This window comes from Pedobacter sp. AC163 (assembly GCF_979258665.1).
Window position 1 is genome coordinate 1545736 of the sequence record NZ_OZ409872.1, and the last position, 25264, is coordinate 1570999.

Sequence of the window (25264 nt, forward strand, 5' to 3'; positions counted from 1 at the left end):
TCTTAAAAGCTCAGATTTCTAATTTAGATTATGATCTTAGTAACGAATAATAGGCGAACTCCTACAAATCCTGAACTGAAGATTGCGAATCCTAATTAAATCAATTCTTTTGAGCCGTTAAGCTTATAATTATGTAATGTTAAATCGAATTAAAAAAATCCGTAAAAACATGAGTGCACTAAAAACATTATTACTCCTTTGTTTTACTTTCTTATTGATAAGTTGTAGTTCGCAGGAAAAGGAGAGCTACTGGAAAGTGAGTGACATTTACAGAGAAAATAAAGAACCATTTAGGGGGCTTAACGGCAACCTGATGCAAGAGGTAGTAGATTATAATTTCCACTTTATAAAGCGAAATGATAGCCTGTTTTTTGAACTTCCCGAAAAATTCACAATCGACATAAAAAAACTCAAAAATTTCCGTCAGCTCCAAATTCCTAATAAGGACTATTATGATATCTATGCAAACGAGTTTGATGGCGATGCTTTCAAAATCAAATTTAAAGATAATGCCACACTTTCGGGGTCGAAAAATACGATTCTAGAATTTAAGAAGATTAGTAAGGAAGAATACCTTAAAAGTATTAATGACGCAGCTCTTCGTCAAAAAGAAATGCAAAAAAAAGTTGAAAATTTGAAGCTTGAGCTAGGCAGAAACCCTCAAATTGTTCTCAACCCGATCACTAAACTGCCGCAAAAAACAGATACCTTAATAAATAATCAGGGAAGGGAAATTCTCATTAAAATTCCGAAAGAAATTGAGATTAAAGAATCAGGAGACTTAAAAAATCAGGTTTTTGGAAACATCAAAATTGGAACTTTAAAAGATCGCTCTATTATTTATGATCTCCACCATAAAGAAAATGATTTCGGATTAAAGCAACTTACCATCTGGATGTCGACAGATACAACAGCTTTTAATATGGACAGCTTTTTGGCCAGCCAGCCCAATATCTTAACTTATAAACGTGACAAAAATAGTGTGATAGGTTACGAAATTGTATTTGATGAAAGTAGCAATCAGGCAGTTGTGCAATCTTTGTTCTGTTTAAAATATTATCAGATAGAAAATACACATATCTTCATTTATGGCGATGCATATCGATCTCAAATGGAAAATGTGGACAATAAAACGGAGATGAATAAGATTTTGAATTTTAATTATTTGCTCTCTGAAAATATTTCCATTGCTCAATAACATTTCAAACCCACTATAAAAGCCTAAAGTTTAATTTATCAATCCAAAACCTATAAATGATGAATTCGCAAACTATAGAAATTATCGAGGCCAATACTTCGGTAATGTGGGGAGATTATTAAGAGATGATAATAACCAAACCAACTAAACTTTATCGCCATGAGCAATCCATTATTAGAACCTATTCACGGGGTAAGCATACAAGATTATGCGGCAATTTCAGCAAAAATGGCTTCTGGAATTGATGTGAAAGACATTTGCAAACTACTAGGTATCGAACCTGCGGTTTTCGAAGAAGCTTCGGCAATTTGGATTACAAGGATGCAGGAAGACCACACATTTGAAGTTACCATGGAATTTGGAAAATATTTCGGAGAGGCCGATCAGCATCCAAAACTTGGAGGTTTACAGGCATCGCTTACAGAGGAAGGTGCAATAAACCTGGAAAAAATGAAGATGGACCGCTATTTTTATGAAGAATTAAATGGCGCCAGGCAAGCCGCTTATGAATATGGTGTTGATGGGGCACAATGGATCGAAGAAAAATTTGGGATTAACCTGGGCGACTTCCAGGCCGTAGCCATGCAATGGATGCCTATCACGAATGATGAGCCTTTTGAAACTTTAGACTTGTTCAATAAATATCGAGAAGAAAAGCAAAAGGAATATGCTGCAATTTTTGCAGCAGAATAAGGGGGTAATCTTGCGGATGATGTGGAATTTTAACCCAAGCCGCATAATTACTTAGCGGTTTTATGCATGCTTGAAATTCTAACACGGATACGAATAGCTTTTTATGATGGTATCGATCTTATTCTTCGATACCATCATTAAGTGTTATGATTCAACTTTTGAAAACTAAAAGCAATATATTTTTTTCGTTTTTTCTTATTTTTATCCTTCGGAAAAAATGAAAAAATGAAAGAAAATGCATCTCATAACGAAAAAATTGCCAGGTTAACTTTTGCAGGGGTATATCCACACTATGTAACCAAAGTTGAAAGCAAAGGCAGAACAGAACAAGAATTAAAACAAGTGATAGAATGGTTAACTGGATTTGATGAGCAGAAACAGCAGGTGCTTGTCGACCGAAAAGTGACCTTCGAAACTTTTTTCGAGCAGGCTAAACTGAATATTAATGCTGAAAAAATTACAGGTGTAATTTGCGGCTATCGCATTGAGGAGATCGAAAACCCGTTAACTAGGCAAGTAAGATATTTAGACAAGCTAGTTGACGAACTGGCAAAAGGCAAAAAGATGGAGAAAATATTAAGAGTATAATCCCATTAGATCTTTTAACAACCCTACTTAACCAAACTTTTGCAAATTGATTTGATTAGTCCGGGACCTTCGTAAATAAAACCAGTGTAAAGCTGAACCAAACAGGCACCAGCATCCAATTTATCTTTAGCATCTTGTGGGGAATGGATTCCGCCAACCCCAATAATCGGAAAAGCTTTATTCGATTTTTCTGAAAGATACCGAATCACTTCAGTAGACCGCTCTTTTACCGGTTTACCACTTAGGCCACCCATTTCTGCGGCTAAAGTTTTTTCGGTGGCCAAATTTTCACGGCTAATAGTTGTATTGGTCGCGATAATGCCTGCTATTTTTGTTTCTGCTACAATTTCAATAATATCATCGAGTTGCGCATCTGTTAAATCAGGTGCAATTTTTAGTAAAATTGGTCGAGAGATATCGTTTTTTCTATTTCGTTGCTGCAGTGTATTCAAGATATTTTTCAGCGGTTCTTTTTCTTGAAGTTCTCGCAAGCCTGGAGTATTTGGCGAGCTTACATTCACTACAAAATAATCTACCACATCAAATAGTCGATCAAAACATTTAATGTAATCACTTACGGCATCTTCATTCGGCGTTGCTTTGTTTTTACCGATGTTTCCACCCACAACTATATCCGGATGTTTGTCTTTAAGCAATCGCAAACGCTCTGCCATTACATCAACGCCCTTATTATTGAAACCCATTCTATTGATTAAGGCTTCATCGTTTGGCAAACGAAACATGCGTGGCTTATCATTCCCTGGCTGTGGCATTGGTGTTACTGTACCTACTTCGATAAAACCAAACCCCAGGTTGCTTAGCGCCTCTACATACTCTCCGTTTTTATCAAAACCTGCAGCTAAACCTACCGGATTTCTAAATTTTATACCGAAAACCTCCTTCTCTAAACCTCTTATATGAACATCGAAACTGCTGCGAATAATGGTTTTACCCAAAGGAAACTTATCATTAAACCACTTTAATCGCTTAACAACGAAATAATGAACATTTTCGGGGTCAAACTTGAAGAAAATTGGTTTAATAAGGCGATACATGCCACGAAGATAAATAAAATATGGAAAATGGAAGGTAATGGAAGATGGAAAATGTTAGACGCTTAATATAAATGGATAGCAATTTAACTGACAATTGGTATCTGTTCGCAAATCGTCATTTAAAATAGATCATTATATTTTACATCAAGTTTCCGCCTTCCATTGATAATTTATTTCCTTAGTACGCGGCAGTAAATTGCTCCTGGTGATGTGCATCATTCTCCAGTTCATCTGCCAAAACGATACTTAAATCTTCAACAGATAAAATTGAGCGACCTTCTTCATTAAAAACCGGTGAAGTTTTACCTAAACGATATTTTCCGGTTTTACCGATTGTAATACCTGGATGCATTTCAATAGCGGGACTAAAAAACACCCAATCCAATTCTTTTTCTTGTTTTAAAGTATTGAAATAATCTCTTACAGCTGATGCTCCAGGGTAAATTTCCTTTGGAAAATCGGGACCATCAACCAACTGGTTTCCGTCAATTTGCAAAGTTCCGGCACCGCCAATAAAAATGTAACGTTTTACTCCCGATGCTTTTACTGCTTTCAGGATTGCCTCTGCACCAGCCAAAGTATCAACATAAAGATTTGGATTAGTCCAACCCGCGTTAAATGCGCTGATTACTGCATCCGCTCCCTTTAAAGCCTCTACAAGTTGATCGGTATCCAAAACATCTACCGCAACTTTACTTACTTTTTCGTCAGCGTTTTCAATTTTGGTGGTGTCACGGGCAATGGCAACTACTTCATTTCCCCGGCTAACTAATTCATTTAAAAGGGCTTTACCTACAAATCCTGAGGCGCCTATTAGTGCTACTTTCATGTTATTTAATTTTAATTGGTGAATATTTAATTTTTGAATGAGTGATTATTGTAATGAGTGATTTTAAATGAGTGAATGAGTGAATAAGATTATCGAATCATTTAACTGAAACTTATTTTATTACAGTTTTGGATAAAAAATTTTTATTTAAATTTTAATGCGAAATCAGCCAGTGTCTGCGTTGATAAATTTTCGATTAACGCGTTTTCTGCATCGCTATAAAGTGTATTTAAGTGTTGATTAATTTGTTTCCCTATCGGGCATTTAGGATTTGGCTCGTTTTTACTTTGCCCCAAAATATTATTGTGTTTAACCGCCTTATAAACTTCACCGAGGTTAATTTTAGAAGCGCTTTTTGCCAAAAATGAACCTCCACCTTTCCCCTCTTTGCTATCAACAAAACCATGCTTGCGTAAATTAATGATCTCCTTTCTTACCAGTACAGGATTAATGTTAATACTTCCAGCCAGGTAGTCCGAGCTCACTACCGCACCTTTCGCATCATCGAGCAAGGTTAAAATGTGTAAGGAAATCGGAAACCGGCTATTGTTCATTCTGTAATTATTTTCATTACAGTACAAATGTAAGGAGATTTATTTAACATCAAAATATATCGGGAGTTATTTTTTAAATAAAGATCCTTGACCCAAGAAAACAGAATGAGGCAGATCGCTTGAGACATTTAGCTCATCAAATTATTTATTTGCGCATACTGCAATAACATAATGGTTTTGCCATCTTTAATTTCACCGGTTGCAATCATTGCCAGGGCATTCGAAAAAGGCAGTTCTAAAACCTCAATGTTCTCTTGTTCCTCGTGATGGCCACCGCCGTCGCTTACTTTCATCTCTTTTGAATATTCTGCTACGAAAAAATAAAGAATTTCGGTAACAGAACCAGGCGACATATAAGCTTCAAAAACCTTTTTAACCTCGCTAATTTTGTAACCTGTTTCTTCTTCAGTTTCGCGTTTAATGGCCGTTTCAGGATTATCTTTATCCAGCAAACCAGCGCAGGTTTCAATTAACATTCCGCTCTCATTGCCATTGATGTAGGTTGGCAAGCGAAATTGACGGGTTAAAATAATCGTTTGATTTGCTTTGTTGTATAGTAAAATTGTAGCACCATTTCCCCGATCATAAGCTTCGCGTTCCTGCGTTTCAATTACTCCACCTTTGGTTTTATACTCAAATTTGATTTTGTTTAAAGTGTACCAGTTATCTGCTAGGATTTCCTTGCTAATAATTTTAACGTTTTCGTTGCTCATGGTGGTTTGGTTTTGAAACCAAATGTATTATTATTTTATTGGGGATGACTATTGAAATAGATTCTTGCGTGTTCATGATCATTTAACTTTGACGACCGATTTTCTCGATTTCGCCTAAAAAACAGAAATTATAGTTTCTTTGCTTTCCTAAATCTGAAGAAAACTGGCTATATCAAGCTAATTTCCTATTTAATTTTCGACATAAAACAAGCCTTTAAAATTCGTACTTTTGCAGCCGAAATGATTTCAATAAATAATTTAACATTCCTAATTGGCTCAAGAGCCTTATACGACGAGGCGAACTGGCACATTAAACCCGGTGATAGAGCTGGTTTAATTGGCGCCAACGGTACAGGAAAATCAACACTTTTAAAAATAATTGTTGGCGAGTATGCGCCTAGTTCGGGCACGGTTTCTATGTCTAAAGACTTAAAAATCGGCTATTTAAACCAGGATTTGCTTTCTTACGATTCGCACCATAGTATTTTGCATGTGGCCATGGAAGCTTTTGAGCGCCAAAACCAGCTACACGATGAGATTGAAGAGCTACTGAAAAAAATTGAAACTGATTACAGTGAAGAAGTTTTATATAAGCTAAGCGATAAGCAGCAGGAATTTGAAGCTTTGGATGGCTACAACATTGAATATAGAGCAAATGAAATTTTGGCAGGTTTGGGTTTTAGTACCGCAGACCAACACCGTCCACTAAATACCTTTTCTGGAGGGTGGCGTATGCGTGTAATGCTAGCCAAAATCTTATTGCAAGACCCAGATATTTTACTTTTGGATGAGCCAACCAACCACATGGATTTACCTTCCATTAAATGGTTGGAAACCTACTTGGCGAGTTTTGAAGGTGCAATTGTAATCGTTTCACACGATAGGTATTTCCTTGATAAAATTGTAAACCGTACGGTTGAATCTCGCAAAGGAAAATTAAACGTTTATGCTGGAAATTACAGTTTCTATGTTGAAGAAAAAGCACTACGTGGAGAAATCCAAAAGGGTGAGTTTAAAAATCAACAGGCAAAAATTAAGCAGGAAGAGCGTTTGATCGAACGTTTTAAGGCAAAAGCATCGAAAGCTAAAATGGCGCAATCGCGAATGAAGGCTTTAGATAAAATGGAACGCATTGATGATGTTGATGATGATAACCCAACGGTTAATTTCAGTTTTAAATTTACTAAACCATCAGGCAGACACGTAGTTCGGATTGAACACGCCACCAAACATTATCCTAATGTTCACATTCTTCAAGATGCGGAAGCAGTAATTGAAAAAGGCGATAAAATTGCCTTGATTGGTGCGAATGGTAAAGGAAAATCAACCTTATTGAGGATGATTGCCGGCACCGAGAAATTTGAAGGTTTCTGCGAAACCGGTCATAATGTAACCACTACCTTTTTTGCCCAGCACCAGTTGGAGTCGCTTCATCTTGACAACGCCATTCTTGAAGAACTACAAGCTTTCGCACCGAAACATACAGATACGGAGTTACGTGGTATTTTAGGCTGTTTCTTATTTACAGGAGATGATGTTTTCAAAAAGATTAAGGTGTTATCGGGAGGTGAAAAATCTCGTGTGGCTTTAGCAAAATCTTTGACAACAGATTCGAACTTTTTAATTCTCGATGAGCCTACCAACCACTTAGATATTCAATCTGTTAACATCTTGATTCAGGCTCTACAACAGTTTGAAGGCACATTTATAGCCGTTTCTCACGATAGGTATTTCCTGGATAATGTTGCCAATAAAATCTGGTTTATCGAAAATGAACAGATTAAACAATACCCTGGTACTTATGCTGAATATGAAGAGTGGAACAGCAAACGTGAAATTCCGGTATCGAAACCTATTCCGGTAAAAATGCCTGAAAAGAAGAAAGAAGAGCCAAAAGCTGTTACACCAAATACAGCCAGTCAATTGAAAAAATTGAATGATGGATTGAAAAAGGTTGAAGAATCCATTGCAGAGCTGGAAGCAGCAGTAAAAAATATTGAAGCAGAATTGGCTGATGAGAATGTTTACAGCAAAGCTGATAAATTGGCCGAAGCCAACAAACGTTATTTAGCTGCCAAACAGGATTTAGATAGCAACCAAACGAAATGGGAAAATTTAGCTGCCGAAATTATGGAGCTGGAAAGCTAGTGTTTGCCGCAGATTAGCAGATTAAAAATTATGCCACAGAAAAAATTCTGTGGCTTTTTTATTGTTGTTCTTTGCCACGGAGACACGTCAAACGAGAGCAAAATCTTCTAATGACACTTATGCGTTGGTTTAGAGATACGATTCAATAACATACATAATGCTTTTTAAAACAATTAAAAAATATCTGTGCTTATCCTTTTCATCTGTGGTTAATACTATTTACTTTTAACCATGCAAAAACTAATTGTAATACTTTTATTTTTCATCCCCACCCTAAGCTTTTCACAAACCGATAAAAACTTCGTTTACGAGAATAAAATATACCTCCCTAATATTAAAACGGTTCTTTGTTACAACAGCACCCGTGAGCAAAGTTTGCCTGTTATTCAGTTAAATTCATCAGAAACGATTACCTTTTCATTCGATGATCTGCTGGCAGGAACTAAAAACTATTGGTATTCTATAGAGCATTGTACTTCAGACTGGCAACCTTCAAGAATATCGACAATAGATTATTTAGGCGGCTTTAATGACGATAGGATCATCTACTACCGTTACTCGTCAAACACCACCAGGAAGTATACCCACTATGAATTAAATTTCCCTAATACACAGATACAGCCGAAAATTGGCGGAAATTATTTATTAAAAGTTTACCTCGATGGCGATAAAAATCAGCCAGTGGTATCGCAGCGTTTTTATATTGTAGATAATCAGGTGGCCGTGGCAGCAGAGGTTACCAAATCTATGCAGGTGGCAAATCGGAATACAAAGCAAAAGATCAATTTTACCATCAATCACAGCATGCCTATTCCTAATCCTTATCAGGATTTGAAGGCGATTGTGATGCAGAATTTCAACTCCAATACCGCACAACTAAATACCCGTCCCTCATTTATCCGTCCTAATCAACTTGTATTTAACGATTTGACCACCAACGATTTTTGGGGTGATAATGAATTCAGAAAATTTGACACCAGAAGTTTACGATACAAAGCCGATAATGTGAAAGATATTTATCGTGATAGTGAATCGGTAAACGTAATGCTTTTTCAGGATGCGCCTAGGAATACTGGTGCTTTTGCCAACCAATATGATGAAAATGGCAATTTCTTCATCAAGAATACTGATGGAAGAGACGACAAAACTGAAGCCGAATATATGGGGGTACTTTTCACATTGAATGCTCCTGCCCCATCAGCCAATGGCGATGCCTATGTAATTGGTCGTTTTAATAACTATACTTTAAGTAAAGAAAACAAAATGATTTATGATGCAGGGCGGAAACAGTTTTATACCAATATTATGCTGAAGCAAGGGCTATACGATTACGAGTATGCCTGGTACAATAACGAAACCAAGACTTTGGAAAGTAAGCCTTTTGAAGGCTCCTTTTTCGAAACAGAAAACACCTATCAGGTTTTTGTGTATTATCGTCGCCCTGGTGCGAGATGGGAAACCTTAGTTGGTTTTGCCAATATCAGTAATAAAGCAGTTGATAGGCGCTAGTGCGGAGAACTGCGATTAATTGTCAACTATACCTTTATTGTTACATTAAATTTCGTCAGTTTAATATTGGTTAATTACTTTAGTAATCAGATTATTGAGTAACCGTAAATGCTTTTCACAAGGCATTTCTAACCAAAATTATGTTTAAACCAATTTTCGCATTTGCATTAATTTCAATTAGTTGCCTGCAAGCCTATGCCCAGGATACCGCAAAATCGTACACCCAAAACATTAATGGTACCAAGTTGAGCTTTGACATGGAGCCAATTCCTGCAGGTACATTTTATATGGGAAGCGCAACTGGAAAACCAGATGAACAACCCGTTCACCACGTAAAGTTAGATGCTTTCTGGATGGGCAAGTACGAAGTAACCTGGAATGTTTTCGAACCTTTTTTGTATCGTGATTTCGAAAAGCAAGCCAGTACAGCTGCTGTTCCAGCAGAGGTTGATGCAGTTACACGGCCCACAAAGCCCTATCTGGATATGACTTTTGGCATGGGAAAAGAAAACCAGCCAGCAGTGGGCATGACCCAATATAACGCTATCCAGTTTTGTAAATGGTTGTATGTACGAACCGGCATTTTTTATCGCTTGCCTACCGAAGCAGAATGGGAATATGCTTGCAAAGCAGGATCTAGCACAGCATATTCTTTTGGCAATGAGGCCGCGACATTAAGTGATTACGCATGGTTTGCCGATAATAGTGATAATAAAACACATCAGGTAGGGCAAAAGAAACCAAATGCCTGGGGCCTGTTTGATATGCATGGCAATGTGAGCGAATGGACCTATGATCAGTATGTTGCTGATTTTTACAAACTCGGCGAAAGTAAAATAGCTGAAAACCCTGTCGCTAAGCCCGAAAAGCTATATCCACATGCTGTTCGTGGCGGCTCCTACGATGAAGCAGCTGAAAATCTTCGATCAACAGCCAGGTTGGCTTCCGATCCATCCTGGAAACAGCTTGATCCGCAAATTCCGAAAAGCAATTGGTGGTTTCCTGAAGCCCCTTTTGTTGGCATGCGCCTGGTCCGCCCGGTTAAAGCCCCAAGTAAAGCAGAAATAAAAGCCTATTATAATAAACAACCTATAAAAGATTTATAAACCGAACTGATAAAACCACAAACCCAAAATCAGGAATGAAAAACGAACCAAACACAAACGATAGAAGAGATTTTTTAAAATCATCTGCCTTGCTCGCTGGTGGCGCTATGTTAAGCAGCATTCCGCTTGCCGGAGCCTATGCTTCGGGAAGCGATACCATTAAAATTGCCTTAATAGGCTGTGGAGACAGAGGTACGGGTGCAGCATTTCAAGCACTAGGTACTAAATTCAACATCAAACTCGTAGCTATGGCAGATGCTTTTCAAGATCGTTTGGATAGCAGTTACCAATCTTTAAACACCAAATTTGCCGACAAAATGGACGTGCCTAAAGAACGTCAGTTTGTTGGTTTTGATGCTTATTTGAAAGCAATTCCTTTGGCAGATGTAGTATTGCTCGTAACGCCTCCTGGTTTCAGACCAATCCATTTTGAAGAAGCCATTAAGCAAGGAAAACACGTTTTTATGGAGAAACCTGTTGCAGTTGATTCACCGGGAATTCGAAAAGTTTTAGCCGCAGCAGAAATTGCCAAAAGCAAAAAGCTCAACGTTGTTGTCGGGTTGCAACGCCGTTATCAAGCCAACTATCGCGAAGCGATGAAACGCATTCAAGAGGGCGCCATTGGCGATATCGTTTCTGGTCAGGTATTTTGGAATAGTGGTGGCGTTTGGGTGAAACCGCGTACGGCAAATCAAACTGAAATGGAGTATCAGATGCGAAACTGGTATTATTTTAACTGGCTATGTGGCGATCATATTGTAGAGCAGCACGTCCACAATATCGATATTGCAAACTGGGTAAAAGGTACACATCCTGTTTCAGTGCAGGGTACGGGAAGCAGGGCCTGGAGAACTGGAAAAGATTATGGAGAAATTTATGATAATCACGCTGTGGAATTAACCTATGCAGATGGATCGGTGATTTATAGCCAATGTAAACATTTCGAAGGCGTTCCTAACCGGGTTGATGAAACTTTCCAGGGTACAAAAGGAAAAATTTATTTATCAGCCGGAAACCAGGCGAAGTTGTGGGATTGGAAAGGAAATGTAATCTATAATCACAATACAAAAGGAAATGCAAATCCATACCAAACTGAGCATGATGAGCTTTTTGATGCCATCTCAAAAGGGGAGTATAAATTTGATAACGCTGAATATGGCGCTCATAGCACTTTAACCGGCATAATTGGCCGATATGCGACTTACTCAGGCCAAACCATTAAATGGGATGAAGCCTTAGCTGCCGACAATAGTTTAATGCCCGAGCGTTTTGCCTGGGATGCAAACCCTAAGTTGATGCCTGATGCGAATGGGTTATATCCAATTGCTATGCCCGGAAAAACCAAGGTGTTATAGTTAAAATAATGTACCGATATCTGTTTCTCTGCCTTCCGTTAATCTTTTCGATTTTCAGTTCTAAAGAATTGAATCAATATAAGATTTCGGGTTTAGCCCAGGGAACAGACTATCACATTATGTATTATGCTACTGATAGCGTTGCTACCAAAAGCGGAATCGATAGCTTATTAAATGAAATTGATTTATCGATGTCTCTTTACAAAAAGGGCTCACTCATCAACCAATTTAATTCGTCAACAAAGGGAGCGAAACTCGACACCTATTTAGATGCGGTGTTAAAAAGAAGTTTTGAAATTAACCGTGACACCAAAGGGATTTTTGATATCACTGTGGCTCCACTAGTTCAAGCCTGGGGATTTGGTCCTGCAGAAAATAATAGGGAACCAGGTGCCGAAGAAATTAAAACGATTTTGAAGTGCACAGGAATGGAGAAACTGAAATTGGAAAACAACATGCTGTTAAAATCATCGCCTTGTGTAAATATCGATCTTAATGGCATCGCACAAGGTTACAGTGTAGATCTGATTGCAAATTATTTGACCACCAAAGAAATTAAAAGCTTTGTAGCCGAACTGGGTGGTGAAATTAGAATTGTCGGCCCTAAACCAGACGGAACCGCAATGAAAATTGGAATTGAGGGACCAGATAAAGATGGCACACCAGTAATCAGGCATATTGCAGTTTTAAATAGCGGAGCGATTACAACATCGGGCAACTATAGAAAATTCCATCAAAGCGGGCAAAAAACAATCTCTCATTTAATTGATCCGAAAACGGGTTATCCTTTGGATAATGAAATGATAAGTGTAACCGTTTATGCACAAGACGCCATTACAGCCGATGGGTACGATAATGCCTTGATGGGCATGCATCTAGATGATGCTTTAAAATTTGTAGCCAATCGAAAATACCTGGAAGCTTATTTTGTTTACCGAAAAAAGGATGGATCTGTAGCCGATACCTTATCAAATGGATTTAAGAAATTAATTAAAAACTAAGTCTTTACATTTTTAAAAACCAACAAATGAAAAGAAGTGAATTTATAAGAAATAGCCTGTTAACTGCTGGCGCAATTACAGCAGGAGCTGGATTTACAGAGACCTTTGCTGCTGAAAAATCTACGCCAATATTGAGCGACAAAACTTTTAATATGGACTATGCGCCACACCAAGGGATGTTCGCTAATCATGCGGGTAAAAATTTTCTCGATCAAATTCAATTCATGTACGATAAGGGTTTCCGCTCTATTGAAGATAATGGTTACTTAAACCGACCTGTGGAAGAGCAAGAAAAGATTGGTGCCTTACTGGCTCGGCTTGGAATGCGAATGGGAGTTTTCGTTGTAGATGGCGGCGATAACTGGAAAACTTCTTTAACCACGGGTAAAAAAGAGTTTAAGGATAAATTTGTAGAAACCTGTAAAAAATCGGTTGAAGCAGCAAAAAGATGTAATGCGAAATGGCTTACCGTTGTTCCGGGTTTTTACGAACGCAATTTGCCTTATGGAAATCAGTTTGCAAATGTAATTGATGCGATGCGGGCTGGGGCCGAACTTTTCGAACCACATGGCTTAATCATGGTATTGGAAACACTAAGCGATACGCCAGAGCTATTTCTTCAGAAAACTAACGAAACTTATGCTGTATGCAAGGCCGTTCAAAGTCCGGCTTGCAAAATTTTGTACGATATTTACCACATGCAGCGCACCGAAGGCGATTTGATTAAAACGATCGACCGTTGTTGGGATGAAATTGCCTATATCCAAATTGGTGACAATCCGGGTAGAAAGGAACCTACTACCGGAGAAATCAACTATAAAAATTTGTTTAAGCACCTTCATAAAAAAGGCTATAAAGGTGTGATGGGTATGGAACACGGAAACTCGCAACCTGGAAAAGAAGGAGAGTTAACTGTAATTTCTGCTTATAGAAAAGAAGATAATTTTTTGTAAAAGTTACAAGGTAATTTAAAGGTCGGGATTAGTAATCTCGACCTTCAAATTATCATCAATATTATTCGGTTTTTAAAACCCAAACCGATACGCTACCGGCGTTACAGTGAAATTCTGCCCAGCCATTCTCATCAATTACGACTTCCTGTTCTCGATATCCAAGTGCATCAACAAATGTTTTTCCAGCAAAATGCTGCCCTATTTCCATCTTTTTAAATCCCTCTTCACCTGTGCTTAATAAAATTGCAACCCCACTATTTTCGTGTTCCTCATCTCCAGCTCTTGTCCAACCTACACAGTTGTTGTGGTCAAAATAATCGCGTTGCTCCCCGTAAGCTAAATGAGCTCTAATTTTTGTCATGATGTCCAGGCCTGGTAAAATAGCGAGGTCGATATGTGTATCTTCTCCTTCAGGATTTTTATCATCGTAAATTCCACCGTATAAATCCGGAAAAAACAAACACGGAATTCCTTGTTCTCTTAGTAAAATGATGGAATATGCCAATGGTCTAAACCAGAATTCTACGTAGCTTTCCAAGGCTTGTAAAGGCTGAGAATCGTGATTATCAACAAACGTTACAGCAAGTTCAGGCGAGATCGAAATCAGCGTATTATCAAGAATAGTGCGCATATCAAAACCGTTTCCATCCTTACTGGCAAGGAAGAAATTATGATGCAGCAGGGAATCAAAAATCTGAGTTTTGCCTTCCATTAACCGCAGGTATTCTTCTTGCGATTCGGTATTTTCTACATTCCAATCTTCGGCAACAATAAAAAACTTCTTATTAAACTTTGCCTCCAGGTGGTCAATCCATTCTTTAATAAAATCAGGATTGATGTGTTTAACCGCATCCAACCTAAATCCATCTATGTTGGTAGTTTCCACAAGCCACTCTCCCCAATATTTCAACTCTTCCACAACGGCACGATTGCGGTAATCAATATCATCGAACATGAGGTAATCGTAATTACCCAGTTCAGTAGATGGAACTTCTTCAAAACCTTCGCCCAGATGATTCTGGATAGAGTAAATTGCAGTTTCTTTCAGGTCTTCTGCCCAATCTACTCCACTAAAACATTGATGGTCCCAAATAAATTGTGAGTATTTCCCTGCCCTATTTGGAAAGGTGAATTTGGTCCACGCTTCGATCTCGAAAACATCGCTGGTGAATTCATTTCTATTATCAGGATTAACGGTTCTCACAGGCACTTTTTCCAATTCATCGCCTCCGGCTTTATGATTGAAAACGATATCTGCAACCGCTGCAATTCCTTGATCTTGAAGGGCCTTAATGGCTTTCAAATATTCATCTTTAGAACCATAACGTGTGTTTACACTTCCCTTTTGATCGAATTCTCCAAGATCGAAAAGGTCGTAAACATCATATCCAACTGAATAGCCACCTGTACTCGCTTTATAGGCTGGCGGTAACCAAACCCCAGTTACCCCGATTTCTTTCAAATGCGTAGCTTCTTGCGCTACTTTATTCCATAAATTTTGTTCTTCATTGTAATACCAATGAAAATATTGAATTAAGGTTTGATTCTGCATTAATTTAATTTTAAGATATGATAACATGAGTTTCTGGCAATTGTTTTTCCAGAAATGTAAGCTAAAAGTAAATCGGTAAGTATTTAAGGAGATGGTTTAAAGATAGTCGAATTTATAGTTAAAATATATCTAGCACAGTAAACAGGTTGGGCAATTTGAACTGCCTATTGTACCTAAACCTGATTTAACGGAAATCCTTTTAAAATTTGAAGCATATTCTTGAAATGAAGCACCAACAAATTTTAAAAGATTGAAGTGAGAGCAGGACGAACGTTAAGCAGAGGAAGAAGCTTTGCTTTTCAAATGATTAATGGAATGCTGATTTAAGGCGCATTTTATTTACTTTTGCGCTTGAATATGAGCTTAAAAAAGAAATTTGCCAGAGAGAGTTTTACCATTATGAATGAACTGGTATTACCCAACGATACCAATACACTCAACAATTTGATGGGTGGCCGTTTATTGCATTGGATGGATATTGCTGCAGCTATTTCTGCTCAAAAACACTGCAATCGTATTGTAGTGACTGCTTCTGTAGATAACGTTTCTTTTAAACACCCCATCAAATTAGGCGATGTAATTACCATCGAGGCCAAAGTTACCCGAGCTTTTAATACATCGGTAGAAGTGAGGCTGGATGTTTGGGCAGAAAATATTCCCAGTGGTGCACGCCAGAAAAGCAATGAAGCCTATTATACTTTTGTAGCGGTAGATCAAAGCGCCAGAACCATTCCGGTACCCGAACTAATTGCAGAAACTCCAGAAGAAATTGAGCTTTTTGAGGGTGCGTTAAGGCGGAGACAGTTACGCCTGGTTTTAGGTGGTAAAATGAATCCGGACGATGCCAGCGAATTGAAAGCGCTATTTTTTAAAGCATAATTTTTACAAAAAACTTCTTGGTGCTTAACATGTTTGTTTTATTTTAGTAGCTTAACATTCGCTCAAAATATGACTACATATACCATACTGATAATTTTAAGCGGATTAGTTATTTTCTCCTATCTGTTTGATTTAGTGGCAAGTAAAACCAAAATACCATCGGTTTTACTACTGCTCTTGCTGGGTATTGGCCTTCGTTTTTTAGTAGAGAACTTAAAAGTTCAAACCTTCAATTTTCTATCCATTTTACCAACTTTAGGTACCGTTGGATTAATTTTAATTGTTTTTGAAGGTTCATTGGAGCTTAAATATGATCGAAATAAAAACAAAATTATCAAGAGTGCATTTTTCTCTGCGCTAACTGTATTACTCGGCACTGCCACCATTATCACCGTAATTATTTACCAAATTTCGCATAAAGATTTATACACCTGCATTGCTAACGCCATACCTTTCAGTGTAATCAGCTCTGCCATCGCCATTCCCTCTGCAGCAGCTTTGGGTGGCAAAGATAAAGAATTTGTGGTGTACGAATCTTCGTTTTCTGATATTTTAGGGATTATCATTTTTAATTTTGCCATTACCAATCACTCCCTCACCACATCGGCTTTTATTGGACTAGGTTTAAGTACATTTTTGATTATTCTTTTATCGGCAATTGCTTGTGTTGTTTTATTGTACATCATGGGCAGATTGGTTCACCATATTAAGTTTTTCTTGATTATTTCCATTTTGATACTCGTGTATGCCATCGGTCAATCTTATCATTTATCCTCGCTGGTATTAATTCTGAGTACAGGATTATTTCTGAATAATGCCGATACCATTCGAAATGTGTGGTTCAGAGGTGTATTTTTATACAAAAATCTCTCTGCTGATTTATCTCAACTGTACCAGTTATCAGCAGAAAGTGCATTTATTTTAAGGACCTTTTTCTTTGTTATTTTCGGTTTTACCATGAACATAAATGAACTTAATAATTGGCCCATTATTGCCAACGGACTTATTATTTTAGCCTCAATTTATGTGATCAGACTTATTTTCCTGAAGATTTTTAAGAAAGATTCGATTGCCCCAATTTTATACATTGCCCCACGGGGATTGATTAGTATATTGCTTTATTTCAATTTACCAGCTTCGCTGAAAATTGCTGAGGTAGGAACATCATTCTTGTTTCTGGTGGTATTGGGATCTAGTTTGGTAATGACTTTAGGAATAGCATTTAGCAATAAAAAAGTAGAGGAAAGCACTACGGCTTAAAGCCCGCCGACAATGCTTTAATTTTGTTAAGCTCGGCCAGGGTATTTGGATTCTGCTGATAATAAACCGAATAGTAATTAAGTGCTTCCAGTTGACTATAATCAAACCCTCTACGGAATTTATAGTTAGCAATGCTTGGATTTATATTGTGCAAAGACCCGGCAATAATATTTGCAACGCCTTCCATCGCTGTTCCAAATATTGCCCCACCAACAGCTCCAGCAAGTTCTTCATCTGGTGTAGGCTCTCCTCTTCCCCATTTGTCTACCGCTTTTCCTTGCTGGTTGGTGTATTTGTATTCATTGGGATCTTTCTTTCCAACGTATTTGAAAACATAACTCTGCAATTCATAGCTTGCTTTCGTTACCCTTAATTTTATTGACTTTATTTCTGAAGTTTTTATTTTATGGTATTTTTCATCAGAATAAAGCAGAACCGTTTGAGAATCTATTTTAAAGAACAAGCCTTTAATTTTGGTATCATTCGTTTTTACAATGGCAATGTAAGGTTTAATTCCATCCGAAATTTGCGCTTTGCAAAACAACGTACTGATTGATAAAATAGCTACAAATAGTATTCTTGTTTTCATAATACGGTGTTTAAAACTGAGATAATTATCATGGGTTTGATAAAAATTTAACTGCCCATTTCTAAAATCTTATCAAATTCTTCCGCTTTTAGCGGCATTACAGAAAGACGCCCCTGGCGAACCAATGAGATATCTACCAAGCTAGGCTCAGCTTTAATTTGCTCAAGAGATACCGGATTTTTTAGGGTTTCAACTGGCGATAAATCTACCACTACCCAATTGGCATCATCAGTTGTCGGATCCTGATAGAACTCTTTCACCACTTTGGCTATTCCAACTACATTCTTACCTTCGTTGCTATGATAGAAAAGAACCAAATCGCCTTCTTTCATGGCTTTTAAATTATTTCTAGCCTGATAATTGCGCACACCATCCCAAAAAGTTCTTCCATCTTCGTTAAACTTTTGCCAGCTGTATTTAAAGGGTTCTGATTTTACTAACCAATGATTCATTTTTTTCTTTGTTTAAAGTGCTTTTAAGGCATATTTATAAGTCAATTTTCGGATTGGCGACAAAAGTGGCGACAAAAGCGACAAAATGAAACAGTCAAAACACTCCCAACTTATACACATTTGGGAAGATTATGAATTCTATTTAAGCATTCCGAAAACATTTACAGGCTCGAATAAGCCGTTCGTCTATTTCTATTATCTAAACCCCAAAACTAACAAAACAGAACGGATTAGGAAATACATTGGAAAGAATGATGGCAACACCAAACAGATTAAGTTAGAAGCAAAGAAGTTAATCCTAGAGCTCGTCTCATTATTAATTGAAGACTGGAATCCTTTGACAAATGGGCAAAACGATTTAACATTAGACCAGAAATCTTCAATCGAAGCATGCATTGTTTATTGGATATCTAAACGAGAAGAAGCATTAACCAATGAAGCTATCGCAAAAAAGACATTGAAGAACAATAAAATCTTGATGAAGCATTTCAGGTCATTTCTTCAAAAAAAGAATCTATCAAATGTCAAAGCTCAATCTCTCTCAAATCTAGATATTAAGGATTTTCTAGATGCAAAAGCATTCGAAAGAAACTGGGGTAAAGTGAGCTACAATACATATCTTATCGATATAAAGACTTTTTTCAATTACTTAAAAGATTTAAAAGTAATCAAAGACAACCCCTGCGATAGGGTTGTAAAAAAGAACACACGAAACGATTCAACACGCTTTAAGGTATTTGAAAAGGAGGAGTTGTTGCAAGTCTCTACCCTTCTTTCGGCAGATAAGCGTTTCTATGGTTTACATGTTGCCAGTAAGTTCCTTTTCAAGTATAATATCAGACCATTGGAGTTAACCAGATTACAAATTGAGGACGTCGATTTTACAAATGAATCACTTACTATCCCTTATACAAAAACAAAGAATGGTAATGAGGCTCGCTTTAAATTAGATCGAGAAATGATCGGCCTTTTGAAAGTTCTGATAATTGATTGCCCTCAAAATTGGTTTATATTCGGTGGAAGAAACAAGCCTGCTGCAACCCAAGTATGCTCAGACTATTTTAGCCAGAATTGGAGATTCTTCAAAAATAAATATAGTCTTCCTAATCACCTAAAGCTTTACGCCTTAAAACATACATCCAATTATTATGATATTGAAGCAGGTGCAAGTTTCGAAGAAATACGACAACGAAATCGACATGCGAACCTTCAGGTAACAACGTTGTACATAAAAGAAAGACTATTTAAGAATCAGATCAAACCATCAACAAATGATTTGTTTTAGCTTCTGATTTAAAGCGGAGAACATTTCTCCGCTACATCCATTTACCTCTTCACAACCTGCTTTTTCAAAGTTAATATCATTTTGCCTCATCTGATGCCCCAAATTTACTATCTTTTTATAACTTCAAAACATGAATCCCAACCTCAAAATACTTCGTTTCCAAATACCTGGTTTATATGTAAGAATAGTACCTATTGAAGATCCAAACCTTAGCTCATACAGGGATAGCGAAATGAGGGTCGTTGATTCAGAAATACTTAAAACTGAAACTTATAAGTATTCTCTAAAGCTGCATGATTATGCGCCGTTTAAGTATCGAAAAATATCACTAGCTCAATATGCTCAAATTAAACTAAATGTAAATAAGGTTCAAGATGTTTCGCGATTTAGGAAAGAAATAGAGAACTTACTAAAAAGCGGCTCTTCACCTATCGGCAAAGATATTGATATCCAAGTTGATACTATTCTTTCTAGATTAGCGAAACACAAAGACACGCATTATACAAAATACAGAGAGCATGCCCGTCGACAAGCTTTGGATTTTTATCCTAAAATGACTTCCTTTTTGAGGGCAAAATATGATGTGCCGCAAAAATCAGATATTAAAATCAGTTATGGAGAATCGATAGAGGAAAACTTTTCTTTGCCAGCTCCTAAGGGAATTCAACACTTAATCTCATCATTGAACACGTTCTTCCTAAATTACTATTCCGAAAATCAACCAACTAAAAGCCACCATAATTTTACAGAAGAATTAATATTTGATAATCATTACCGAATAAAACAAGGAGAAGTAAATATTGATGAAACACTAATAGAAAAGTTCCATTATAATTTTCATCTAACTGTACTACAGGCTATAAAAGATTTTCCACAAATAAAGCGGTCGCAACGACCAACTGAATTTTCAATTTCGAATGAACAAGCAGAATTTATCGTTAAACTAACTCATTTAATAAAATTTAATTCTTGGTATGCTCGACGTTATGCATATATCACTCCAAACTTTGAACCATATCCGCCAGAAAAATTAGAGAAAGCTATTGGTTCTTTACGAGCAGAGCTTGTTGATTATCTACGCCGATACAAAAATGCAAGCTTCTATACAATATAGACTCAATAATAAACATCCAAAAAAATCATCGACTTCTCTCTGAGTCAAGGATTGAACATCCTCTTAAAGGACATAATTTTGACATAACAAATCAGATAGCAAACTGCAGGTTGTTTTAAGATTTGTAATGATGGCCATCATTTCATTACTAATTTTAAATAATAACAAAAATGACAAAAAAAGAGACCAAGATAGATATTATTGAATTTATCGTTGCAGAAGAAAGAAAAAAAGCCGAATCATTTCAGGCGCAAAACAATGAAAACATCCATTTAATGGATGCAGTAAATATTTTTAAAGAAAATGATCCAGTAAATGGTATATGGAATCATGATCATTTAAAAGTGATTTTCAAACAGCCAGCACAAATAATGCAAGCTTACCAAGTATTTTTTGAAATGCTTAAAAATAAGCAAAAATTTAATACCTCAAGCTTCCCGTTAGTTGATGCAAAAGGTGATAAATATTATTACATTAATGATATCAGGAAAAATGGATCAACTGGTTTTAAACTAGTTTGGTTTAATGGACTCGAAGAATTAATGCAAAGTTACCTTTTCGGTATATACGCTTTCAACATCAACTTTGAAGAGCTTTACCATGAGGTAAATAAATAAGCCATTCTTATATGGAGATAGCGCTGTCTCCGTAATAACAAATTAATTACAGAAAATTTTGAACGTTAAACATGGCGATGGAATCCGTACGCCAAAAAATATTAGAAACATTGAAGAACAAAGAAATAATTAATACGAAAAAAATTGATTCTTGGATAGTTAAAAACTCTAAAAAATTGTCGGCCAAGGATGACAGAGAAATTGTAACAGCCGAGACGATTTTTATGTCAAAAGATACTTATGGATATTTTTCTAAAATCGAAATACGTGATTTGCTTAATAGTCAATATATAGAAATAATAGCCGCTTTCAGACTACTGTTATTATGCATGAGTGAAAAACGAACATTTCATACTTCCTCATTTCCTGAAGTTGATGAAGATGGTTTACATATGTACAGAATATATGAATTCGGAGCAAGCAAGCTAAAATACTATGACGTTTTAGCAATAAGTGGCATGAGTTATTTTATATCTGGCTATTTAGAAGGATTATTTTCTGTTCAAGTGGATTTTGATGAACTGATAAAATTTGCATTTCAGGACATCTAAAATTGAAATATAGAGGGTGAAGTATCACCCTCTTAGAGGCAAACTAAATAATGAAGATAATAAACATAAAAAATTATCATGCTAAATATTAAAAACCTAAAAATACATTTCGGCCAAGTAATGGCTGATATAATCGAACGACTTGAATCAAACACCATATATTTCAAGACACTACCAGGAATTAAAGCGACAACGCTTGAAATCGAAACAGATCGCAATTCATTAATTATGGAAGCGAATCGCCCAGTAATTGAAGGGAAAAGAAAAGCGAAGTATTTATCTCAAAAAATATTTGGCGTTTACGAGGGCGTAAATGTTGACGATGTGATAAATTATATGTCAAATACCAGAATCAAATCTAAAAAGATAATGGTGACCCCTGAATCTTTTCCAAAAGTAATGGCAGCTGCCGAATCACTTTGCATCAACATCTACAATGATTATTACTTTCTTTTTGATGAATGTGACCGAACGATGAAAGACGTTGCTTTCCGTAAGAAGATCATTTTGCCGATGGATGACTTCTTTAAGTTTGAAAATAAAGCATTTATATCGGCAACTGCGGTAATTCCTAGTGACCCAAGGTTTGCTGAACAAAACTTTAATCAGGTAATTGTTGAGCCCACATTTGATTATAGCAAGCCGATTGAGGTATTATCAAGTAATAACGTGTCAGTGCTTTTAAAGGAAAAAATTCTGGAGTATCCAGATTACACATTATGCATATTCCTAAATTCAATAAAAGCGATTACTTCAATAATTGAAGATTTACAAATAAAAAAAGATTGTCACATTTATTGTTCAAAAGAAAAGATGTATACTTTGAAATCGGTGGGCTACAACACATTTGATAATGTGCCTTCTGATGGAAAATACACTTTTGCTAAAATAAACTTCTTTACCAGCAGATTTAACTCAGCAGTTGATATCATGATGAATGTAAATCCTATTGTAATGATGGTTAGTAACCTTCATTTCGCTCGGCATACCATGGTTGATCCGAGGTCAGAAGCTGTCCAAATTGTGGGGAGATTCAGAAATGGAACAAGTAAAGTTATCGCAATGACCAATATTGATGCTGACCTCGGTGCTAAAACTGCTGAAGAATCAATTGGGTATTTGGAAGGTTGTGCCGAAAGTTACGCAACAATTAAAACACTCCGTAACTCTGCCAACAATGTTGGTGCTAAAGAAACACTTGATGAAGCACTAAAGCTAGTAAGGTATTCAGAATTTGTAAATGATGATGGAACTAAAAATTACTATATGTTCGATAACTTTCTTTATGAGGAAAGTGTAAAGATGATTTTTCAATCTCAGGAAAATTTTAAGGCAGCTTACTGCAACAATTACTTTAAACCAAATTTTGCCGAAATAAATTATGTTATTTCTGATAAAGATTATAAGATCGCCAAAAACGGCATTTCTATAAAGTTATTGGTGCAACTGATTATAAACACAATCAAAAAGTTGGTTGAAAATCCTATGGCTTATCAAATTGATAACAGGGACGTCGTTCTTAAGGAAATTGAAAGGAGCTACCCACATATTTATGAGGCTTATAATGTGCTTGGGGAGGACGAGCTAATTAAAAACAGCTATTCCAAAAAGCAGATGAAAGATGCAGTCAAAAAGAAAATTGAGCTGACGGACAAGCGAAATTTTTCATTCATCGATGATTTAAATAATTCATTTGATGACGGGTATAAGGCGGCAACAAGTGTGATTCTGAAACGTATGCAAAAGATTATAGATAAGCATGGGCTGAAATTAAAGGCATCAATGAAATTATTTCAGGAATACTTCAAAACCGGCCCTCGCACAACTATTAAGCAGCCAGATGTTAAAGGTTACGCGGTTTCATATGCAAAATTTAATAGAAATAAGGATACTAAATAATTAATAAATCGGGTTAAAAAAAGACAAAAATTATTCTTGTATTACCCATGATTAAATATTGTCTTTTTTAAAACCCCTTTTAGACATCCAACGAAAATTTTTATTTTTTATATTTTCAGATTTACTTAAAATCACTTTTGGGACGAGTTCCTTAAGGTTGTATTACAACAAACCCCCCGCATTCGTTCAGTTGGGAGATAAAAAGTATTTACACTTCTACCTCTATAATTTCAGTCTAAGAATCAAACAAAGTGGCAGCCAAGATCCTGCCCTTTATAAGTAAAATCGAGAAATTCCAATATTGGTAAATTGAATCGCAAATTACTAATCCAACTCGACAGATTAACCATCTAATCAGCATTAGAAAGGTTTGAGACATTATTCTACCTTAACAATACTCATTATTCAGAATTAAGAAAATCACAAAGCATCGCTCTAAAAGCGGTGCTTTTCTATTATACACCAATTTAAGATGAATGCTTCCAACCGGAGGCATTTTTTATTTAACCCAAGTTTCACATTTAAAAATCTATTAAGATGCAAGCAAGAACAAAGACTGCAAAAGCAGCACTACCTCAGACACAATTTGTTGTTATAAACGAACAGCAAGTTTTAGTAAACACAGAAGTACAAAAAGCATACAACCTAATTGTTGATGCAGCAACGGAACAATTACGAAAGTTCGATTTAGCAAAGTACAGAACATACGCAACCGTTGACCATGTAAAAAATGAGTATAAAAGTAACATGATCAGCGAGCATTTAAATTATTTCTGGAACATTACTTTATCTAACAGTAAAGATGGCAGGTCATTTATTTTTATAGATCTTGGTCAGGAAGCATTGCAGCGTTTTGGCTCAGGACTTACCAACCAATTTCTTAGAAAAGCATATGAAATTACCCAATCGCATGATAATACCGGAGGGATTGAATACGCATTACGAGTGAACTTTCAAGAAGCCGATCAGTTGCATAACTTTTTTTATCGCAGGGTTGCTGAAGGAGAAAATTCGTATTGTTCTATCGCTACTGTTGATAAACTAGAATCATAATATATGGCGCAGAAATGCGCCTTATTTCAATCTCGTTATTATCTTTACAATTGAATCAATAAGTAAATAGAAAAACCAGAAATAAAAGAAATTATACCATAAAGAAATAAAGCGTTAGCTTATGTTCTTGTGCTTGGAACCTAGGAAATTACAAACACAACAAGAACAGATATGCGAACGTCCATGCGAAAGCGTGGGCTGTTCCAGTCTGTTGTGTTCGGCTTCCTAGGGCCTCAAGCGCGGATTGGCTTCAGTTCCACGCTTTTACATTTTAACCCATCGAGAGGAACTATCGAAAATCAACTCTCAAT

24 protein-coding genes are annotated in these 25264 nt (G+C 36.5%); 17 read left to right on the forward strand and 7 right to left on the reverse strand.

Annotated features, from left to right (window positions below):
• The first annotated feature begins 169 nt into the window (after positions 1–169).
• The 3 genes from ACZZZK_RS06485 to ACZZZK_RS06495 all read left to right on the forward strand — a co-directional run bounded on the left by ACZZZK_RS06485 (position 170) and on the right by ACZZZK_RS06495 (position 2479).
• The gene (locus ACZZZK_RS06485; RefSeq protein WP_463483438.1) at positions 170–1198 is read left to right on the forward strand and encodes a hypothetical protein; all 1029 of its coding nucleotides are present in this window, start codon (positions 170–172) and stop codon (positions 1196–1198) included.
• Positions 1199–1357: 159 nt separating this feature from the next.
• Entirely contained in the window at positions 1358–1891 is a 534-nt protein-coding gene (locus ACZZZK_RS06490) for a DUF6620 family protein (protein WP_463483439.1), read from the forward strand.
• 225 nt (positions 1892–2116) lie between these two features.
• Positions 2117–2479 carry a DUF2200 domain-containing protein gene (locus ACZZZK_RS06495; RefSeq protein WP_463483440.1) on the forward strand — a complete coding sequence of 121 codons (363 nt, stop codon included), beginning with the start codon at positions 2117–2119 and terminating at the stop codon, positions 2477–2479.
• Between the two features lie 23 nt (positions 2480–2502).
• Here ACZZZK_RS06495 and ACZZZK_RS06500 read toward each other — a convergent pair whose 3' ends face one another.
• The 4 genes from ACZZZK_RS06500 to nudK all read right to left on the reverse strand — a co-directional run bounded on the left by ACZZZK_RS06500 (position 2503) and on the right by nudK (position 5630).
• The gene (locus ACZZZK_RS06500; RefSeq protein ID WP_463483441.1) at positions 2503–3534 is read right to left on the reverse strand and encodes a quinone-dependent dihydroorotate dehydrogenase; all 1032 of its coding nucleotides are present in this window, start codon (positions 3532–3534) and stop codon (positions 2503–2505) included.
• A 178-nt stretch (positions 3535–3712) separates the two neighbouring features.
• Positions 3713–4363: an NAD(P)-dependent oxidoreductase gene (locus ACZZZK_RS06505; RefSeq protein ID WP_463483442.1), complete on the reverse strand. Its 651-nt coding sequence runs from the start codon at positions 4361–4363 to the stop codon at positions 3713–3715.
• A 143-nt stretch (positions 4364–4506) separates the two neighbouring features.
• Positions 4507–4917, reverse strand: coding sequence for an Rrf2 family transcriptional regulator (locus tag ACZZZK_RS06510; protein ID WP_463483443.1), 411 nt, complete (start codon positions 4915–4917; stop codon positions 4507–4509).
• Between the two features lie 128 nt (positions 4918–5045).
• Positions 5046–5630 (reverse strand): GDP-mannose pyrophosphatase NudK, encoded by a 585-nt coding sequence (nudK, locus tag ACZZZK_RS06515; protein ID WP_463483444.1) that lies wholly within the window; start codon positions 5628–5630, stop codon positions 5046–5048.
• A 240-nt stretch (positions 5631–5870) separates the two neighbouring features.
• Here nudK and ACZZZK_RS06520 point away from each other — a divergent pair, with 240 nt between their 5' ends.
• The 6 genes from ACZZZK_RS06520 (at position 5871) to ACZZZK_RS06545 (ending at position 13702) form a co-directional block, all read left to right on the forward strand.
• The gene (locus ACZZZK_RS06520; RefSeq protein WP_463483445.1) at positions 5871–7778 is read left to right on the forward strand and encodes an ABC-F family ATP-binding cassette domain-containing protein; all 1908 of its coding nucleotides are present in this window, start codon (positions 5871–5873) and stop codon (positions 7776–7778) included.
• 231 nt (positions 7779–8009) lie between these two features.
• On the forward strand, positions 8010–9287 hold the full coding sequence (locus tag ACZZZK_RS06525; RefSeq protein WP_463483446.1) for a type IX secretion system plug protein: 1278 nt from the start codon (positions 8010–8012) through the stop codon (positions 9285–9287).
• Between the two features lie 140 nt (positions 9288–9427).
• Complete coding sequence (locus ACZZZK_RS06530; protein ID WP_463483447.1) at positions 9428–10393, forward strand: formylglycine-generating enzyme family protein; 966 nt, start codon at positions 9428–9430, stop codon at positions 10391–10393.
• 35 nt (positions 10394–10428) lie between these two features.
• Positions 10429–11748: a Gfo/Idh/MocA family oxidoreductase gene (locus ACZZZK_RS06535; protein WP_463483448.1), complete on the forward strand. Its 1320-nt coding sequence runs from the start codon at positions 10429–10431 to the stop codon at positions 11746–11748.
• Positions 11749–11816: 68 nt separating this feature from the next.
• Positions 11817–12749: an FAD:protein FMN transferase gene (locus tag ACZZZK_RS06540; protein ID WP_463483449.1), complete on the forward strand. Its 933-nt coding sequence runs from the start codon at positions 11817–11819 to the stop codon at positions 12747–12749.
• Between the two features lie 26 nt (positions 12750–12775).
• Positions 12776–13702: a hydroxypyruvate isomerase family protein gene (locus ACZZZK_RS06545; RefSeq protein ID WP_463483450.1), complete on the forward strand. Its 927-nt coding sequence runs from the start codon at positions 12776–12778 to the stop codon at positions 13700–13702.
• A 61-nt stretch (positions 13703–13763) separates the two neighbouring features.
• Here ACZZZK_RS06545 and ACZZZK_RS06550 read toward each other — a convergent pair whose 3' ends face one another.
• Positions 13764–15254 carry an alpha-amylase gene (locus ACZZZK_RS06550; protein ID WP_463483451.1) on the reverse strand — a complete coding sequence of 497 codons (1491 nt, stop codon included), beginning with the start codon at positions 15252–15254 and terminating at the stop codon, positions 13764–13766.
• A gap of 357 nt (positions 15255–15611) precedes the next feature.
• Here ACZZZK_RS06550 and ACZZZK_RS06555 point away from each other — a divergent pair, with 357 nt between their 5' ends.
• A complete protein-coding gene (locus ACZZZK_RS06555) occupies positions 15612–16133 on the forward strand; it encodes an acyl-CoA thioesterase (RefSeq protein WP_056849543.1) in 522 nt (173 codons plus the stop codon).
• A gap of 69 nt (positions 16134–16202) precedes the next feature.
• The gene (locus ACZZZK_RS06560; protein WP_463483452.1) at positions 16203–17393 is read left to right on the forward strand and encodes a cation:proton antiporter domain-containing protein; all 1191 of its coding nucleotides are present in this window, start codon (positions 16203–16205) and stop codon (positions 17391–17393) included.
• Here ACZZZK_RS06560 and ACZZZK_RS06565 read toward each other — a convergent pair.
• A complete protein-coding gene (locus ACZZZK_RS06565; protein ID WP_463483453.1) occupies positions 17383–17982 on the reverse strand; it encodes a hypothetical protein in 600 nt (199 codons plus the stop codon). The two genes, ACZZZK_RS06560 and ACZZZK_RS06565, sit on opposite strands and share 11 nt — an antisense overlap.
• Positions 17983–18029: 47 nt before the next feature.
• The gene (locus ACZZZK_RS06570) at positions 18030–18434 is read right to left on the reverse strand and encodes an EVE domain-containing protein (RefSeq protein ID WP_265797946.1); all 405 of its coding nucleotides are present in this window, start codon (positions 18432–18434) and stop codon (positions 18030–18032) included.
• Positions 18435–18519: 85 nt separating this feature from the next.
• On the opposite strand from ACZZZK_RS06570, the gene ACZZZK_RS06575 reads away from it, so the two are divergent.
• The 6 genes from ACZZZK_RS06575 (at position 18520) to ACZZZK_RS06600 (ending at position 24953) form a co-directional block, all read left to right on the forward strand.
• Positions 18520–19719 (forward strand): tyrosine-type recombinase/integrase, encoded by a 1200-nt coding sequence (locus ACZZZK_RS06575; RefSeq protein WP_463483454.1) that lies wholly within the window; start codon positions 18520–18522, stop codon positions 19717–19719.
• 130 nt (positions 19720–19849) lie between these two features.
• Positions 19850–20833, forward strand: coding sequence for a hypothetical protein (locus ACZZZK_RS06580; RefSeq protein ID WP_463483455.1), 984 nt, complete (start codon positions 19850–19852; stop codon positions 20831–20833).
• A 170-nt stretch (positions 20834–21003) separates the two neighbouring features.
• The gene (locus tag ACZZZK_RS06585) at positions 21004–21450 is read left to right on the forward strand and encodes a hypothetical protein (RefSeq protein WP_463483456.1); all 447 of its coding nucleotides are present in this window, start codon (positions 21004–21006) and stop codon (positions 21448–21450) included.
• 71 nt (positions 21451–21521) lie between these two features.
• Complete coding sequence (locus ACZZZK_RS06590; protein WP_463483457.1) at positions 21522–22001, forward strand: hypothetical protein; 480 nt, start codon at positions 21522–21524, stop codon at positions 21999–22001.
• Between the two features lie 120 nt (positions 22002–22121).
• Complete coding sequence (locus ACZZZK_RS06595) at positions 22122–23900, forward strand: hypothetical protein (protein WP_463483458.1); 1779 nt, start codon at positions 22122–22124, stop codon at positions 23898–23900.
• Positions 23901–24437: 537 nt separating this feature from the next.
• Positions 24438–24953, forward strand: coding sequence for a hypothetical protein (locus tag ACZZZK_RS06600; protein WP_463483459.1), 516 nt, complete (start codon positions 24438–24440; stop codon positions 24951–24953).
• Positions 24954–25264: the final 311 nt, after the last annotated feature.